Annotated in this window: 17 protein-coding genes; 10 read left to right on the forward strand and 7 right to left on the reverse strand. The window is 66.6% G+C overall.

Annotation, left to right across the window (positions count from 1 at the left end):
- Window positions 1-26 precede the first annotated feature (26 nt).
- The 6 genes from KIF24_RS33200 to KIF24_RS33205 all read left to right on the forward strand — a co-directional run bounded on the left by KIF24_RS33200 (window position 27) and on the right by KIF24_RS33205 (window position 4,767).
- Complete coding sequence (locus KIF24_RS33200; RefSeq protein WP_230415780.1) at window positions 27-491, forward strand: hypothetical protein; 465 nt, start codon at window positions 27-29, stop codon at window positions 489-491.
- Window positions 492-589: 98 nt separating this feature from the next.
- On the forward strand, window positions 590-1,069 hold the full coding sequence (locus KIF24_RS20270; RefSeq protein ID WP_221085394.1) for a hypothetical protein: 480 nt from the start codon (window positions 590-592) through the stop codon (window positions 1,067-1,069).
- Between the two features lie 255 nt (window positions 1,070-1,324).
- Complete coding sequence (locus tag KIF24_RS20275) at window positions 1,325-1,489, forward strand: hypothetical protein (RefSeq protein ID WP_221085395.1); 165 nt, start codon at window positions 1,325-1,327, stop codon at window positions 1,487-1,489.
- A 710-nt stretch (window positions 1,490-2,199) separates the two neighbouring features.
- The gene (locus KIF24_RS20280) at window positions 2,200-3,348 is read left to right on the forward strand and encodes a serine/threonine-protein kinase (protein WP_221085396.1); all 1,149 of its coding nucleotides are present in this window, start codon (window positions 2,200-2,202) and stop codon (window positions 3,346-3,348) included.
- On the forward strand, window positions 3,345-4,169 hold the full coding sequence (locus KIF24_RS20285; RefSeq protein WP_221085397.1) for a hypothetical protein: 825 nt from the start codon (window positions 3,345-3,347) through the stop codon (window positions 4,167-4,169). Before KIF24_RS20280 ends, KIF24_RS20285 begins: the two co-directional genes overlap by 4 nt.
- 484 nt (window positions 4,170-4,653) lie before the next feature.
- Window positions 4,654-4,767 carry a DUF1905 domain-containing protein gene (locus KIF24_RS33205; protein WP_230415781.1) on the forward strand — a complete coding sequence of 38 codons (114 nt, stop codon included), beginning with the start codon at window positions 4,654-4,656 and terminating at the stop codon, window positions 4,765-4,767.
- Between the two features lie 163 nt (window positions 4,768-4,930).
- Here KIF24_RS33205 and KIF24_RS20295 read toward each other — a convergent pair whose 3' ends face one another.
- From KIF24_RS20295 to KIF24_RS20315, 5 genes are all read right to left on the reverse strand, one after another.
- Window positions 4,931-5,377, reverse strand: a complete 447-nt coding sequence (locus KIF24_RS20295; protein WP_221085398.1) for an SgcJ/EcaC family oxidoreductase — start codon at window positions 5,375-5,377, stop codon at window positions 4,931-4,933.
- Window positions 5,378-5,436: 59 nt separating this feature from the next.
- The gene (locus KIF24_RS20300; protein WP_221085399.1) at window positions 5,437-5,625 is read right to left on the reverse strand and encodes a hypothetical protein; all 189 of its coding nucleotides are present in this window, start codon (window positions 5,623-5,625) and stop codon (window positions 5,437-5,439) included.
- Window positions 5,626-5,664: 39 nt separating this feature from the next.
- Window positions 5,665-6,876 carry a hypothetical protein gene (locus tag KIF24_RS20305; protein WP_221085400.1) on the reverse strand — a complete coding sequence of 404 codons (1,212 nt, stop codon included), beginning with the start codon at window positions 6,874-6,876 and terminating at the stop codon, window positions 5,665-5,667.
- A 175-nt stretch (window positions 6,877-7,051) separates the two neighbouring features.
- Window positions 7,052-7,897 carry an LLM class flavin-dependent oxidoreductase gene (locus KIF24_RS20310; RefSeq protein WP_230415783.1) on the reverse strand — a complete coding sequence of 282 codons (846 nt, stop codon included), beginning with the start codon at window positions 7,895-7,897 and terminating at the stop codon, window positions 7,052-7,054.
- Between the two features lie 136 nt (window positions 7,898-8,033).
- A complete protein-coding gene (locus KIF24_RS20315) occupies window positions 8,034-9,053 on the reverse strand; it encodes an aldo/keto reductase (RefSeq protein ID WP_221087459.1) in 1,020 nt (339 codons plus the stop codon).
- A gap of 156 nt (window positions 9,054-9,209) precedes the next feature.
- Between KIF24_RS20315 and KIF24_RS20320 the strand changes: the two genes are divergently transcribed.
- Window positions 9,210-9,797 (forward strand): TetR/AcrR family transcriptional regulator, encoded by a 588-nt coding sequence (locus KIF24_RS20320; protein WP_221085402.1) that lies wholly within the window; start codon window positions 9,210-9,212, stop codon window positions 9,795-9,797.
- Window positions 9,798-10,407: 610 nt separating this feature from the next.
- The gene (locus KIF24_RS20325; protein ID WP_230415785.1) at window positions 10,408-11,184 is read left to right on the forward strand and encodes a hypothetical protein; all 777 of its coding nucleotides are present in this window, start codon (window positions 10,408-10,410) and stop codon (window positions 11,182-11,184) included.
- Window positions 11,185-12,717: 1,533 nt separating this feature from the next.
- On the opposite strand, the gene KIF24_RS20330 is transcribed toward KIF24_RS20325, so the two are convergent.
- Window positions 12,718-13,989, reverse strand: coding sequence for a ferredoxin reductase family protein (locus KIF24_RS20330; protein ID WP_221085403.1), 1,272 nt, complete (start codon window positions 13,987-13,989; stop codon window positions 12,718-12,720).
- Between the two features lie 738 nt (window positions 13,990-14,727).
- Here KIF24_RS20330 and KIF24_RS20335 point away from each other — a divergent pair.
- Together KIF24_RS20335 and KIF24_RS20340 are read left to right on the forward strand one after the other, a co-directional pair.
- Window positions 14,728-15,504, forward strand: a complete 777-nt coding sequence (locus KIF24_RS20335; protein ID WP_221085404.1) for a hypothetical protein — start codon at window positions 14,728-14,730, stop codon at window positions 15,502-15,504.
- Between the two features lie 174 nt (window positions 15,505-15,678).
- Entirely contained in the window at window positions 15,679-15,876 is a 198-nt protein-coding gene (locus tag KIF24_RS20340) for a DUF1737 domain-containing protein (protein ID WP_331461210.1), read from the forward strand.
- 48 nt (window positions 15,877-15,924) lie between these two features.
- On the opposite strand, the gene KIF24_RS20345 is transcribed toward KIF24_RS20340, so the two are convergent.
- Window positions 15,925-16,143: a hypothetical protein gene (locus KIF24_RS20345; RefSeq protein ID WP_230415786.1), complete on the reverse strand. Its 219-nt coding sequence runs from the start codon at window positions 16,141-16,143 to the stop codon at window positions 15,925-15,927.
- Window positions 16,144-16,464 lie beyond the last annotated feature (321 nt).

A 16,464-nucleotide genomic window follows, 5' to 3' on the forward strand; every position in this document is an offset into this window, starting at 1 on the left:
TGTTGCCGGGCGATGTGCTGGGCCGAATGCTCCTGCACCGCGGAACCAAGACCCTGGCGTCCGACGTCAGCCTCCCCTGCCCGACACTCGCCGATCCCGTCACCCGCGCCGGAGCCGTACGCCACGCACTCCTGACCACGGAACTGGCCACGCGGCTGGCCGGTGACCCCGATCACCAGGTCCGCCGCCAGGTCGCCGAGCACCCGCAACTGCCCCCACCAGCACGGGACCTGCTCGCCAAGGATTCCAGCGCCAACGTGCGCGTGGGTGTCTTCAGCCGCTCGGACACGCCCGAGCCGGTACGCCACCGCGTCTACACGGAAATCCAGCAGGGCGACCGTCCGTCGTCGGCCTGCCCGCCGGGTCGGGGGCTTACGTATGGGAAGGCGACGGCTTGCGAGCGCTGTAGTCCGGCATGCTTCTGTAGCTGGCAACATCGCGCCCAAGGGCCTTCTCAGTTTGGCGGCTGGGCGGTATCAAGGACGGCATGAGAATCGGCTTTCGTCGTTGGGTCGCCGGAGCGATAGTGGCTGTCATCGGGCTGACGGGGTGCAGTGAGGAACCTGAGCCTTCGGTGGACGTACGGACAATGACTGATCCGTGTGACTTTTTCACCACAAAGGAGTTGGAGACGCTGCGGCTCAACAAGGGTCACCTCATCGGAGCCGGTAATCGCGACGTCGGCTCCAGCGCAAGCGCCGGCTCCAGCACCACCTGCGTCTACTTCTCGACGATTTCGAACTCACGCGAGTACTACCTCAGCAACGTGCAGGTCACCATTGAGAAGTACGACGATCTGGACAGATTCATCACGGTGCGGGAGCGCGTATCCCAGCGGGAGTTCACCCGGGTGCCCGAGCGGGGCTACTACCAGTCCCAGGAGAGCAGGCCCGGCGACATCGGCAGCCACTGCCGCATCGTGTTCGTGACCAACGCCTCGACTGCCGTGGACCTGGACGTCGGCGTGCTGCCGAGCACGTCGAGGGAGCCCTCGAAGCGGACGTGCGAGGTCGTCGCCGAGTTGGCCCCGTTCATCGAGCGCCGAATACCGCCCCAGCCAGGGGCGTGACGATGCAGGTAGCGACCTCACCACGATTCGTAACCAACCCGACCGATCCTCACAGGTGGGGCAGTCGACGCGACCGCCGAAGGGCAGCCGCCTTGATCACCCGTCATCAGATGACGGCCCTCTACCCGCCCAACCAACCTCCAGGTACGCGCGGCCGTCCGGCGGGCAGCCCTCGCTCCGATCTCTCGGACTTCCCCGCGCTCGGTAACGACCGCGGAGACGCGATGCGAAGGTTCCCCTCTGCTGCCGGCGTGGGTGCCCCGCCTGATCTGGATCTTGGGATGCGATGCCGACGATCCCCAGCAGATCGCCGCCTTCTGGGCACGTGCCCCGGGGTACATCAAGGAGCCCGGCTTCGACGAACCCGACAGCGCGTCCATCGTCGATCCGGACGGCAGGGGCCCGTCATCGGCTTCCTGAAGGTGCCCGAGGGGAAACGCGACGGACCAAGAACCGACGTCGTGGCCCAGCTGTTGGCCACCGCCTACGCCGGGCTATGGCCGTCGAGCTCCGGCAGGAGCCTGGCGAGACGATCTCGGCCGCCGTTGTCAGCGCATCGGCCGCGTTCGCTGTGATCACCTCGATGCCGGCCAGCTCGTGGGCCGCGAGCAGTGTCAGCACGACCAGCATCAGGACAAGACCCACTGCGCCCAGCCACATCACGGCGAAGATCGACGCGACACAGGCTGTCAGCGCTCACGGAATTACGTGAGCGCCGACGCACAGGCACTGCCCGCGATCAGCCACACGACGCGGCCGGGAGACCACGCAGCGACCGAAACGTCCCGGCGCGCCGCCCCAGTCCAGCCTCCACCGCCGCGATCCGCGGTCCGGACAGGCAATCTCGGGAGCCTGGCGGCTTCTCCCATCTCGGGAGTCTATCGATACAAATCGCATCGATGCTGCGCTACCACCAGGCTGATACAGGTGATCGTGAGGAGGCGTCCGGTGGGACGGATAGACGGGCGACTCTGGTGAGACTCGAGGGTCTCGGGCGACTGGTCGGGGATAGGCGCCGCGGCACCGCCGTGTGGCCAGGTGACCGGAAGGGTGCCCGGCCTGCTGTCGGGTGTGGAATCCGCGGCCCTCTGTACTCGTGCCCGTTCGCGTGGACCCGATAGATTTACGCCATGGCTGATGGGATGGCCCGGGTGGTGGTCGGCCGTTACAGGCTGACGGGGCCGCTGGGGCGAGGCGGGATGGGCGCGGTTTGGCGCGCGCATGACACCCTGCTCGGCCGGGATGTCGCGATCAAGGAGATCTGGCTGCCCAGCACCGGCGAGGGCCCGGTCGATCCGGCGGATACGTTCGTGCGGCGGGCGCTGCGGGAGGCCCAGGCAGCCGCCCGGCTGCGGCACCCGGGCATCGTGACCGTGTACGACGTGGTCACCGACCAGAGCCGGCCGTGGATCGTCATGGAGCTGATCAACGGGCGTTCCCTGGCGGAGACGATCCAGGCGCACGGCCTGCTGACCGAGCAGCGGACCGCCGAGATCGGGTTGCAGGTCCTGGACGCGCTGCGGGCCGCCCATCGGGAGGGCATCGCGCACCGCGACGTCAAACCGGCCAACATCCTGCTGGACACCGACCGCGTGGTGCTGACCGACTTCGGCATCGCGGCCATCGAGGACGCCACCGCGCTCACCGCCACCGGACAGCTGGTGGGTTCGCCGGCATACCTGTCGCCGGAGCGGATCAACGGGCAGCCCGTGACCGCCGCCGCCGACCTCTGGGCGCTGGGCGTCACGCTGTACACCGCGGTGACCGGTCGGTCCCCGTTCCAGCGGGAGGACACCCAAGCCACGCTGGCCGCGATCCTGCACAGCCAGCCGGCCACGCCGGCGCACGCCGGGCGGCTCTGGCCTGTCATCAAGGGACTGCTGATCAAGGATCCGGTGAGCCGTCTCGGCACCGAGCCGGCCCGGCAACTGCTGACCAACGTGGCCCGGCCGGCCGGCCGCCCGCACCGGCCCCGGCACGGCGCCGGCCCCGATGGTGGCCAACCAAGGCCACGCACCACAGTGCCACCCACGACAGTGGCCTGCCGGACACGCTCGCGGCGCCGCCGCCCACGCAGGCCGCGCCCACTGCATTCCAGGAACCCGAAGCAGGTCGAGGGCCAGCGGCGGCCATTCCGGAACCGAGGCCGGCCAGCCCGCCGGCTACGGCTACGGCTACGGCTACGGCTACGGCCGACAGCGCCGGCGCGGGTTCTGCTGTCACGGAGGCCGGTGTCACGGAGGCCGGTGCCACGCAGCCCGCCGTCACCGATGCTGTGACTGCGAAGGCGGCCGTCGCGAAGACCATGGGTCTGGCGGTCGTGCCGCCGGCCAAAAGTTCCACACCGCCGGACGCGCAAGCCGTGCCGCTGGCGGCGTACCCCGAGACGGAAAGCCAACCACGCGCCGTCCGGGCCAGGACGGTGTGGCTCGCTGCCGTCGCTGTTGCCGCATTGCTCCTGGCAGGTGGACTTCTGAGCCAACCCTGGCGTGGATCCGGCAACGAAGGCGATAGCGCCTCCGCCGCACTCTCCGCCGGCAGTCGAGCCAGCGCCAGTGGCCCCTCGGCCAAACCATCGGTATCGCCGTCTGTTTCGGTCAACCCAGCGCTCGACGGCTGCGTGGTGGGCACCTGGGAAATGACATCGATGCAGATCATCAACCACTTCGAGAACAGAGACGCGCTGTTCACCTCGTCCGGTGGGCTGATCTCGCGGATCTGGCCGGATGGCACAGGCGTCGAGGACTACAGCAAGCTTGCGCCGCTGACTGCGACCATCAACGGCCACAAGTACGTCGAGGTGCTTCGCGGTGTCCGGACCTCGCACAGCACAACGAAGGGAGGACGCCTGCGCACCAGCGGATTCTCCGGCGGTCCGACATACAAGGTGACCCGTGACGGGAGAAAGCAATCCATCGAAGTGTATCCTTCCGCGGCGTACAACCTCCCGTACACCTGCACCGAGGACCTGCTCGCGACCTACGGCAACGACAAAGTCTCCACGCAGAGCTTCAAGCGGATCAGCCACGATCCGTGTGCCGTCGTGAAGGGCCGATCGTATGTACCCCCACAATGCGCGGTACAGCCCGCTGCCGGGTAATGCCGTGACTCACCTGACTGGCCACCAACGCCATCGCGTGCACGGATCTGCCGCGATAGTGATGTGCGCGAGGAGGTCAGAACCGGCCTTCCGCGGACGTCCGTCGGCGCGACGTTGCTCGTTGACCCAGATCACTCGGTCGTCGGTTCTTGGTTCGCCGACTTTGCCCTGAACAACCTCGGGCTAGATGTCCGCTTCTTCCTATATGACCCTGAGGGCAAGACCGCCTAGAACCGGATGCACATTAATGTACGGGTGGCCGGCCCAGACCCCCGGGACATGACCGAACGCGCACGACTGATCCGGCAGAAGGTGCCCGAGCTGGTGTCCGCCGGCGCGAGTGGCGGGGGCCGTCGCCGTACCACTTCCTGACGATCCCGTCCGAATGCGTCGACATGGTGCGCCAGCTGGCCTCGGCGGTCACCTACGGCTGGGGCATGATTCCGGTGGAGGTTCGGTCGGGCGAAGCCGCTGGCGGACCTCGTTGTCCCCGAAGGACGGGGGCGACGTCCTCCCGCTGCGGGACTCGGTGCGCAACAAGGAGGACATCGCCCTCGACGACGTCGTGCACATCCGCCTGGTCGTCCGGGCGGGGTAGCACACGCTGTCGGCCGCCACACCTGGCCGCAAGTGGCCCGCGAGCACCAACACCCGCGACCTTCTACCGACCGGGGGAGGTCGCGAAGATGCTGCGCTGCTCGCAGGGGGTCTAGCCGATGAGCGGGGGTCATTTGCGAACACGGCCACCGCCCGAGCGTCGCTCACTCCGACGCGATCGGAGTCGTCTGGGCCAGGCCGATGTCCCAGTCGTCGGAGGTCCGCACCATCACGTAGGTGAGGGCCCCGGTCGCGGGCGGAGTTGTCTCGACACCGGGGCGTTGGTCGTGCACCGTCTTGACGCAGCTGACCAGAACGGCATCGGCGGCGAGCGCCCGGATGTCGACGATCTCGACGCTGGTGCGGACATCCCCGAGGCCGCTGCCGAGGGCCGCGCTCATCGCCGCCTCGAAGGCGTCACGCCCGAACAGGCGGCGGCCGTAGAAGTTCACGATCACAGTCGCGTCGGTGTGCAGGCCCGGGAGTACGGCGGGGTCGACCTGGGACCGGTCAGCCAGCGCCACCAGATCACGAATGGCGTGCTCATCCTCGGCTGACAGCGTCGCCTCTTCGTTGGTGACGAGAGTCTGAGGGGTGTTGATCGAAGTCATGCAACACACCATTCAACCTCAAGCCCACTTAAGGTCAACCCGGACGCGGGCACAGGTGGTCACTCAGCTCGTCGCTCACCTTGACGGCCGCGGCGACGCTCGATCAGCCAGAGCGCGAAACCTGGTGGGACCGTCAAGATCGCCAGCAGCAGGGCGCCGACCGCCAGATCGTCCCGCCAGAGCAGCTCGGAAGAGAAGAGGATCAGGCTGACCGGTGTCGCGAGCATGATGACAGCCAACAGCTCCACGACCTGCTCCCACCGCTTGCGGTCGCGCCGCCGGTGTCCCTACTGCGGGGCGGCGTTCTCGGCCTCCTTGAGCACCGCCAGACTCAGCCATGAGGTGAACTGCTGGTCGATGATCTGGCGTACGCGCAACGCGTTCAGCACTGCCTGCGGCTGGGTGACCTGCCACACCCTGACGTCGAAGGAAGGCAGCCCGTCGTCGTTGAGGTTCTGTTGCGGCAGGAACGGCAGCGCCCGCCAGGCGATGCCAGCGTTGCGCAGCTGGTCGACCTCCATGAAGGTGCCCAGATTGGCCAGCAGGGTGGACAACGGCACCGCCCGGCCACCGCCGTAGGTGGTGCGCAGGTTCTGCATTGTGCTCAGCTCGTTGCCACCGAGAGTGACCTCGGCCTGGTCGAGCTCGGCCCACCACAGCGCATCGTACGCGCCGATGTATCCCTGGAACAGGGCAGTCGTACCATCGGTGGCCCGCTCCAGGACGAACTCGTGGATGGCGTCGTTCACCACGTTGATCAGTACCAGGCCCGGGTAGTCGGCCTGGACCAGTTGGGCCAGCGCGGCAGCGCCGTTCTTGCCATACAGCCTGCTCTCCTCGGCTACCAGCTCCACCTGGCCCCCCAGGTCCTGGATGCGGCCGATGAGGTATTTGGCGGTGGGGCCGCAGGCGCCGAAGAAGTTGCGGAACTGAGACCGGCCGAACGTCATGTTCACCGGGTCGTACCAGGTCAGCACGCTCTCCGGACGCCGGACCACGCGGTAGGCCAGCAACTGCTGCGGGTAGGGGGTGCCCGGAACCCAGCCCTGCAACGCGGCGTCCACCTCGCTCCAGCTGGCGAAGCGCCAACGTTCGGCCACGGTGTCCGCGGCCAGCGCGGCGAACCCGGGGCTGCCCAGCCACGCCGCGCCCTGGACCAGTGCCTGATACACCTCGGTCTGCTGCAGGTCGAGCAGGGTGGCGTATTCGATGACCGCCAGGCCGCGGCCGACGCGCACCGTGCCGGCCCTTTCCGCGCCGGACGGAGCAACGTAGTTCGGCCCGACTGCGCTCGGCGCCGCAGCCGATCCTCCGGCCCAGTTCGCTTGCTGCAGCACTGCCAGCGCCTTGACCACCGCATCGGCGTCGACGAACTTCCACAGCTTCGTCGAGCTGCCGAACAGCATGGCCGGTATCCCGGCTGGCACCGCCCCCACCGCAGCCGCATGCTGGGGCAGGTTCCTTGCCCGGTAGACGAGTGATCCGACCTGTACCGTCACGGTGTCCTCCTCCGTCAGCCCTCACAAGGGCTGCCGGGAACACGATGGGCCACCACACCGGGCTGACGCAGTCACCAGGGCGACACGCTACGCAATCAGCAGCTTCCCGTCAGCTCCCGCTCGTCAGGGAGACCAGCCCGGCGGCCACCGGGGGGCAACCGCTGGTCAACGCCCGCTACTGGGCGGGCGTGGTGATGAGCTCGTCGGTGACCCACTGGGCGACGTTGGCGGGGTAGGGCGCGGGCAGTCCGAGGACGATGTGCTGGAAGCCGGCGTCGATCGCTTTGCCGACTGCGTCCTGGGTGATGCCGGGCTGGTCGTAGGCGACCTGCAGGACGATGGATCGGGTGATCGAGGCGGGGTCGCGGCCGATCTCGGTGCAGTAGCGGTCCAGCAGTGCGCCGCGGCGGACGGCGTCGTCGATGTCGCCGCTTGGGATGTTCCATAGGTCGGCGTGCTCGGCGGCCACGCGCAGCACGGGGGCCGAGCGTCCGCCGACGAGGATCGGCGGGTGGGGGCGCTGGATGGGTTTGGGGTTGCAGAATGCTCCGGTGAGACGGTGGTAGGTCCCGTGGAAGTCGAACGGGTCGGCCTCGGTCCACAAACGCCGGATGACGGTGCACGCCTCGGCGAGGCTTCCCACGGCGTGTGCCGTGTCGTGGAACGGCAGGCCGTGTGCTTCGTACTCGCGCCGGGCCAGGGGGTGGCTGGGTCGTGAACCCGCGCCGATACCGAAGTCGAGTCGTCCGCCGGAGACGATGTCGACGGTCGCGGCGATCTTGGCCAGCATCGCGGGCGGGCGGATGCGGTTGCTGGTCACGAGCAGGCCGAGGCGCAGTCGTCGGGTCTGTGCGGCGAGGGCCGAGAGCAGGGTCCAGCCTTCGTAGGTCGGCCCGCTCGGGTCGCCGCCGATCGGCATGAGGTGATCGAACAGCCACGCGTGCTCGATCTCCAGGATGGTGTCTGCCTCGCGCCAGACCCGCAGGACGTCGTGGTAGTCGACCTGTGATGGGGCGGTCATGATCCCGAAACGAGGCCGGGGTGTTTGCGGCATGGATCCGTTCGTCCCTTCTTGAGGGCTTGCTCCTGTGACGCGTCAGGCGGCAGGGGTGCGCAAGCAACTCGGCCTGCCGACTCGTGACTGACGTGACGAGCGATCAGCGACGTCGCCGCGCTGCGTCAAGCAGGGCGGGCGGCGTGTCGTTCTTCTCGTGTGCCGCGAGGTCGACGCCGGGATCGACGATCGCGTCGATCGCGTCGAGCACGTCGGCGGAGAGCACGGTGTCTGCGGCGGCGAGATGAGAGTGCAGGTGGTCCATGGTGCGGGGGCCGATGATCGCGCTGGTGACGGCGGGGTGCGCGGTGACGAATCCGAGCGCGAGCTGGATCATGGTCAGGCCGGCCTCGTCGGCGACCTTGGCCAGCTGCTCGGTTGCGTCGAGCTTGGCGCGGTTGGCGGGGACAGAGATGTCGAAGCGCTGCTGCATGAAGCCCGAGCGGCTGGTGGTGATTTCCTGACCAGCACGGATCGCGCCAGACAGCCATCCCGACGCCAACGGGCTCCAGGCGAGCACGCCCATGCCGTATTCCTTGGTCACGGGCAGCACGTGGGTCTCGATCCCACGCTGCAGGATCGAGTAGTTGGGCTGCTCGGTGACATACCGGCTCAGATGGTTCTCCCGGGCGGCCCACTGCGCCTGCACGATGCGGTAGGCGGGAAAGGTCGACGAGCCGAAGTACCGAATCTTTCCCGCCCGCTGCAGGTCCGTCAGCGCTGACAGCGTCTCCTCGTCGCTGGTGCTCGGGTCCCACCGGTGGATCTGGTAAAGATCCACGTGGTCGGCACCGAGACGGCGCAGGCTGTTGTCCAGCGCGGTGACCAACCAGCGGCGCGAACCGCCTCGATGGTTGCGCTCGTCGCCCATCGGCAAGCTCGCCTTCGTGGCCAGCACGATGTCGTCGCGGCGGCCGGCGATGGCCTTGCCGATCATCTCCTCGGACTGGCCGCCGCTGTACACGTCAGCGGTGTCGATGAGGTTGATCCCAGCATCGAGGGCCGCATCGACGATGGCGGTGGCCTCCTCCTGGCTGGTGTTGCCGATCTTCCCGAAGTTCATCCCGCCGAGCACGAGGGTGCTGACCTGCACACCGGTGCGACCCAAAGTGCGGTACTGCATGACGTGTTCCCCCTTGAAAGGTGAAGCGAGTTTGCGAAGCGTGACTTGGTCGTGGCCCTGCCTGTTCAGTATGCTAAACAAGCGGAACCTTGCTCCGTTAACCAACATACGGAACATGGTTCCGCATGGCAAGTCACGTGACGGAGGTAACGCGCAGTGGTCGACACCGACAGCGGATCAGGGTCGTCAGCCAAGCGGAAGCGGGCGGACGCCCGGCGTAACGAGGAGACACTGCTGGACGTGGCCGCCGCGGCCTTCGTCACTTCCGGCGTCGATGTGCCCGTGCGTGACATCGCCGCCAGGGCCGGCGTCGGCGTCGGCACGATCTACCGCCACTTCCCGACGCGAGCCGATCTCATCGTCGCGGTCTACCAACACCAGGTCGAGGCATGCGCTGAGGCTGGTCCGACACTGCTGGCGAACAGCAGCACACCGCACACCGCACTGGTGCGTTGGATCAACCTCTTCGTCGACTTCCTGGTCACCAAGCACGGCCTTGCCGAGGCGCTGCAGTCCGACGACGCCGCCTTCGAGACTCTGCACGCCTATTTCATCGACCGCCTCGTCCCCGTGTGCGCCCAACTGCTCGACGCTGCTGCCACAGCGGGTGAGATTCGCCCCGACATGGATGCCTACGAACTGATGCGCGGCGTCGGCAATCTCTGTATCGGCGCTGGCCGCGACCCGCGCTACGACGCGCGTCGCATGGTCGGACTCCTCACCGCAGGACTGCGCATCCACTAGGCAGAGTCAGCCGCGAGTTCCACACGTGGCGACGTGCCGGCTGCGGGCGGGTGCCCAGACTCGCACCACCGAACTCGTTCGATGCCTCGGGTGCATTGACCACATTGACTACCGCCCAACGAGAATTCGAAGTAGTACCAGACCCCCGGCCCCGACGTGAGTCGGTTTCGGTTGACGAGCCACCACCGATCCCATTCGACCTGGGCCGCTGCGGGACTCACCCTGGCACAGCTAAGGGCGCTGACCCTTCAGGATCCGCAACGGCAAGCCGTCGAGCAAGCGACCAACCGGCTGGACGAGCCCATCTACCAGGTTCTGTCAGCATCCGAAAGAGACGAGCTACTCGCTGGTCTGAGAGCACTTCCCGGGTGAGTGGCAGACGGCGGACGCGACTGGCTCTACCAGCCGGCAACTGAACAAGGCATGCGGATCTGCCGCGAGCCGCGCGCTACGCAGCGTCCCGCCGAGCCGGCCTGGGTTCCGTCCAGACGTGCCGAGACGCGGATACTCGATCACGGCAACAACGCGCATTAGTGAGAAGCGGTCCTGCCGGCCCCGTCGGTGGCGATCGTCGTGGAGATCGATGGGCTGACCGTGCGATGATCGGGTCATGCGGGTGGCGATGGCGACCGATGCGGGGCACCCCGGGCGTACCAATGAGGACTTCGCCGGCGCCGTTCCGGCCGGCATGGTCCTGGTCGACGGCGCGGGTGGCCTCGCCGGCGTCGAGGAGGTCTGCCGGCACGGCGTGACGTGGTACGCCACCCATCTCGGCGGCGCCCTCCTGGGCGCACTGTCCCAGGACCGGAGCCTGCGCGACGTGCTGGCCGAGAGCATCGAGCGGATTACCGACGAGCACCGCGACACCTGCGACGTCACCCACTCGATCAGCCCGCACGCAGCCGTGGCGATGCTCCGATTCTCCGGCGGGCTCGTCGAGCACCTGGTCCTCGGTGACGCCGTGGTGGTCGTCGGTCGGGCGGGGGCCGAGCCGTTCGTCGCCCACGATCCACGCGAGGTGGTGATCGCCCAGTCCTTCGAGGCCCGGCTGAATGGCATTCCCGAGGGCAGCGACGAGTACCGGTCGCTGCTGCTGGAGTTGCGGGCTCACCGGAACAGCCCGGGCGGTTTCTGGGTGGCGAAGGACGATCCGCGGGTAGTGGACGAGGCGATCACCGGCAGGTGCCCGGCGGACGAGGTGAACGCGACGGCTCTGCTCAGCAACGGCGCGAGCCGGCTCGTGGACACCTTCGGACTCACCGGCTGGGCGGGACTGCTGCACCTGCTGGCCACTGACGGACCCGGCGAGATCATCCGCCGGGTCCGGGAGGCCGAGGCCCGCGACGGCGTCGCCACCGACGATGCGACGATCGTCTGCCGCAGTTGAGGAAGAAGCCTCGGCGACGGTTGATGACAGTGCGGGAGAGGTCGTAACCCGGTCTGATCTTGGGGGGCGTCGCGGCGTGCAAGACCTCATGGTGCACATGATCGGATGTCCGCATCTGCCGCGATCCGCGTGCTTTACCGGGATCATCGTGCGTCGAGCCTGCCCGGGCGTACGGAGCCGGACAGGAGGACGAAGTTCAGCCGATGATGGCGGCGAGAGTTGGGTTCGCAGCTCGCGTCGTAGTCGACGGCTGCGGCGAGCAGTCTGGCGGTTGCTGAAAAGCTGGGACTGCAGTTTCACCTGCCAGTTCGTCGGGAGCCGGGTCGCCGACCGCTACCTGCAGACCTAGCACTGCGGGGTCGGGTCGGCTGATCAGCCGGTCCGTCGACGGCACCGGGGCTGGAGAACGACACCGAAGGCGCTGCAGGACGGGAAGACTTCGGTGGCGGCCATTGCGACGCCGCGATCTGGGCCCCGGTGACCGGCAGGGTGGGCGAGATTTGGTCGAGCAAGCGCTGCGCCAGGGTGGCGCGGATCTCGACGTCTGCGCTGATGCGAACATCGGCCGCGGTCGCCAGGTCCACGACGTCGTCGCTGGTGAACGCATCAGCTCCGAGAGTACTCAGCCGTCGCGCGAACTCCTGGACATTGATCATTTGCAGCCTCATCGTCGGATTGTTAGTTATCCACCGTAACCCCCGCTTCGGTCGGCGGATCCTGCGCCCGCCGTGCGGGCTACTGGGGCCGACAGTCGGCGCCGACAACTGCGACCGCTGCGCGGAAGTCCGCAACTCTTCGGTGAGCTAATCGCGCGACTGCGGGGCCGTCACGCTCTGTGTTACCCATGCCTTCCCGCGACGCCCGGAAATGCCGCTGACCGAGCGGCCGGGGAGCGGGCGCTCACGTTGGCGGTTGGTGACCACCGTGGTCTGTTGCTCCGGGACGCCGTTCGGCCGGCCAGGTGTTGCACCACAGGCATGACCAGCACAGGTTCGCAATGTTGTTGGAGCCGCCGTTGAAGCGGGCGAGGCGGTGGCCGAGGGAGCCGATACGTCTGCCGACGGGCGCCCACGGTGCCGGTCGGCCGTCGTGGCCAGACGGCCGTTGTTCGAGGGCGAGGGAGCCACAGTGTTCGCAGCGTCCTTCGGCGGCTTCGAGAACTGCCCAGACGTCAGCGGCGACGATCTTGCAGTCCGCTGGCCCGGACATGAGCCTCGCCCGATTCGCTGTGCGCGCCTTTGCCCGGCACCATCGCTGGCGTTCTTCCACAGTCGTCTGCGCGAGATACTGGGCCCATGACCTGTAGACGAGGGCGGGTTGTTCTGCCTCAGCGTCGTCCTCGGGTGCCAGCGGTGCCGGATGTGCCCCGTCGAGCAGTCTCTTGGCCCGCGAGGGCGGGAGCTGCGCAGCGAACCGGAGCAACTCATCAATGGTCGGCGTCTCGCGCATGGGCTCCATGACGGCGATTCTGCGCCGTCATGTCTGACTGCCACTACGCGGTCCCAGCATCCGCTCATGCCGCCGACCGGGCGCTTAGCGGAAGGCGAACTCCTCGAAGTGAATCGCGCGGGCGGGCACGCCGTGGTGGCGAAACCCACGCTCGAGGGCGGCGATCATCGGCTGCGGCCCGCATAGGTAGATCTCCGCGTCGGTGACCGGGCCGGTGCTCTGCATGATCTGATCGACCGTGAGTGTGCCCGCCTCGGAGGAGACGTGCAAATGCGCGTTGAGCCCGATGTGGTTGGTCCGCGCGGCGAGTACGTCTTCCCAGCAGATTGCCTCGGCGCTATGACGTACGGCGTAAAAGAACTGGATGTCGCGTGGCTCAGGGTGCGGCAAGTCGCGAAGCCAACTCAGAAAGGGAGTGACGCCGATGCCCCCGGCAACCCATATCTGCCGCGCTCGGCCGACGCGGTAGTCCAACATCCCGTAGCCACCCTCAACGATCGCCGTTCGTCCAGGCTGCAGTTCGGTTCCGAGTCGGCGGGTGTAGTCCCCGATTTCCTTGATCGTCAGGCGTAGGGTCGGCTCGCCGGGCGCGCTTGAGATGGTGAACGGATGCGGTTCACGCAGGCCGCGCTGCCGGTAGCGGGTAAATGCGAACTGCCCGGATCGAAAGGTGATGGGTTTGCGTCGTGGACACAGGGTTACCTCGACTGCGGTCTCGCTCAACCGTCGGACTGCCTCGACGACATACCGGCGGCGGGGCCGAACGAACCGTGCCAGCAGCAGGCAATACGCGTACGCGAGCACACCGATCACGTACGCCGCCAACAGGAATGCGAGCGGCACCGGCGCCGAGCGTACGACGCCATCGACGAGCAACGCGTGAGCCAGGCTGAAGATGAAGAAGAAGCCGATGAACCGGTGCGACCATCGCCAGCGGTGGTAGCTTATGGCAACCAGGAGCCGCAGCCCTGGCATACGAGGTCCGACGCTCAGCACCACCAACGCGGTGAACCCGACGAATGCGATGAGGCCCGATGGTGTCCCGCCCGGCGACTCCAGCCGCCACGGTACTACGGCGACATGGGCGAGCAGCAGGACATAGCCTGCCACAGCGACCTCGCGGTGACTGCGATACATGCGGTCCAAGCCGCCGAACCACGGCTCAAGAAAGCGCCACCGCGTTGCCAGGACCAGGGCTGCCGCGAACAGGATCGCCGTGGTGGAGGCGAGGAATTCGGCCACCGCCTGCCATATGAACCGGTCCCGACCGTCATCGACCGGCCCGAACGTCAGCCAGGACACGGTATTCGCCGCGACCAGAACCCATATCGCCCACCGGCCCGCTCTCACACTCACCGGGCTCACGCTAGACTAGCGGTCCCGCCCAGCGCCCAGCCCAGGTGGCCGCGTTCAGGCCGAGCGGGACGGGCGTCCGTCTGGCTCGACGAGAGATCACCGACATCGACCGGCGTTGGGTCACCGCGCACCACCCACAACCAGCGCTGCTGCACCGCGTCGATCCATACCTGGGACCGACCAGCGCAGACCCTTTCGCAATGCGCCAGTGGCTCAGACAGCAAGACGAAGCCGGTTGATCGGCTGCGCACGCACCGGGCGCACCGTCGCCGAGGCGCCGGCGCCAGCCGGCTGCGTGCTCGGCTGCCGCGAGTCGGGCTACGCAGCGTCCCGCCGAGCCGGCCCGGGTTCCGTCCGGACGTGCCGATGTGAGTACGCGGCAACGCGGACCCAGAAGTGCGCGATAGCATATGGATAGAATTGTCCGAAAAGTATTCGATGTTCTTTCATGCACGCTTGGCACGATGAGTCCCGCACGTCAGCAATGACGCTCGTAGAAAAATTCAGCAGAATACGGACATGAGCAATGATCCGTCTCCGATTCCTCCAGCTCGGCCGAGTTGGAAGCTTGCGCTTGCCGCGCTACTCGGAGCTACAGGCAATATGGGCTACAACCTACTTAGTAACGACCTCGGATACCGAGGCGTCGCTATTCTATTCGCTCTTGGGGCAGTTGTGGTCGCTGCCCTCTGGCTGCGATCTCGACCGGATCTGCCCGGGCCTGCTCTGCTCAAACGCGTGACTACGCGTGTCGTTCTTTCGATCTCCGCTTTGGCCGCGCTAACGACGACGTTTGTGCCGGCCCCATGGAATGGCTATGTCACGCTCGCCGTCGTTGGCTTGGTGGCCTCAGCGATTGTTATTTCCAACATCTCCACTGGACTTCGCGTTTTACTCGGGGGCGGGTTCATGGGCCTCGGTCTCGCAATCGTCATCGCAGGAGTACAGACCGCTTCGGAGCAACTGCTGGTCGGAGTCCTATTCGGTGCATTCGGCGTCCTGGTGATTGGGGCCGGCGTTATATTTTCGATTGGCCATACCGGGTTAACGAACGACAGGCACTATGCTCGCGAATCAAATTTTGACAAGGTGTCACCAGTCGATGATCGGGAGGTTCACCTGAACGTGAGGCAGCCTCCATGGCTCAGCATTCCCATGTTCGGAGCTGGCCTATTGTTGATCACTGCTGGAGTCCTGAGCCCAAGAAAGTCTTCCGATTCAGCGCTGATCTACGTTGGCCTCCTCTTCCTCGGTATTGGGGTGGAGGGTTTCACGAAACGAGGTATTGTAAGGACCTTGGCGATCATGTTTATCGGATTTTCAATCTTCGCCTCAGGCGTGGCCTATGTCGTTATCCGTTCATTCTTACCTGGAGCGGCTCAGATTGCCATCGGCCTCGCGTTCATTGGAGTAGCGAACTTGTGGTTCATAAAAGGCGGTCAATGGAAAAGACTGAGACGGCGATGGTCGTATCTGGCCGGCACTTCGCCTTACCCCGGCGATGACCAACACTGATCCTGATAGTAGGCCGGGTGGAGGAGCTACCAGATCCGCATTTGGATATGTAATCACCTTTTACTCGCGCGCTCTCATGCCGCTGGTCGCGCGGCCGGCCCGGATGGGGCGGTAGCCGGGACATCTGGGCTCAGGCATAGCCGGGCGGGCACAATGCGACGGTGTCAGATCTCTGTGCCCCTCCGCTACCGGCTTATTACCGGACCCGATGATGCCGACTTCTGCGCCCGCATCAGCGGCCTTCTCGACCAGGGCTATCGGCTGTACGGCTCCCCGGCGCTGACCTTCAACGGTGAACGGGTCATTGCCGCTCAAGCTTTGGTGCTGCCGAACTCGGCCGGCCCCGAGGCGTCCGAGGGCAGCGCCAGATAGAGACGTACGCTCATGCCGCGGACCGGGTGCGCTGGCGCCGGAGGGCCTTCACGGCCGGGTCGCTTCGAGACCGATCTTGGCGACGAAGGAGGAGAACGTCGGAGCGACTACCCGCCAGATGCAGCCTTGAGGGTCGGTCCAGAAATCACTTGCGACGACGCGAGGATCGAGATCGCCTGTCCGGTAGTCGAGAGCAACCGCCGTGTCATCGCCGGCATACTTGGCCACGGCGATCAGGAAGGCGTGGTCGACGTCCAGCCAGGGCAACTCGACGGGGCCTGTCGCCTACCCATACCCGGGCAAGCCGTGTCAAGGCACGCCTTCTCCTGTTCCACATGGAAGCCGCAGACCGGACTCGCGTCGTCTACATGCCGGACACCGCCTGGCCAATAAGCGGAACACCCGCCAGACTCATCCCGGAACTGATCTCACGCCCCGGTTCTGATGTCACCTGTTGAGATTTCGACACGTCAGCAACGATTCGCTCGCGCTCGCCTCTCCGATCCCCACCTGACGCCTCAACGACGCCTTTTCCTCATCGCTCACCACGACGGTCATCAACCAACGCAGCATGAGGCGGTTTGAAGC

The sequence above is a fragment of the Micromonospora tarapacensis genome (assembly GCF_019697375.1).
Lineage (GTDB): Bacteria > Actinomycetota > Actinomycetes > Mycobacteriales > Micromonosporaceae > Micromonospora > Micromonospora tarapacensis.

Bases quoted from the DNA above. Each gene is read 5' to 3' on its own strand.
- KIF24_RS33200 (WP_230415780.1), top strand. From the start codon at position 27: ATGCTCCTGCACCGCGGAACCAAGACCCTGGCGTCCGACGTCAGCCTC.
- KIF24_RS20270 (WP_221085394.1), top strand. From the start codon at position 590: ATGACTGATCCGTGTGACTTTTTCACCACAAAGGAGTTGGAGACGCTG.
- KIF24_RS20280 (WP_221085396.1), top strand. From the start codon at position 2,200: ATGGCTGATGGGATGGCCCGGGTGGTGGTCGGCCGTTACAGGCTGACG.
- KIF24_RS20295 (WP_221085398.1), bottom strand. From the start codon at position 5,377: ATGACTTCGATCAACACCCCTCAGACTCTCGTCACCAACGAAGAGGCG.
- KIF24_RS20310 (WP_230415783.1), bottom strand. From the start codon at position 7,897: ATGACCGCCCCATCACAGGTCGACTACCACGACGTCCTGCGGGTCTGG.
- KIF24_RS20315 (WP_221087459.1), bottom strand. From the start codon at position 9,053: ATGCAGTACCGCACTTTGGGTCGCACCGGTGTGCAGGTCAGCACCCTC.
- KIF24_RS20325 (WP_230415785.1), top strand. From the start codon at position 10,408: ATGCGGGTGGCGATGGCGACCGATGCGGGGCACCCCGGGCGTACCAAT.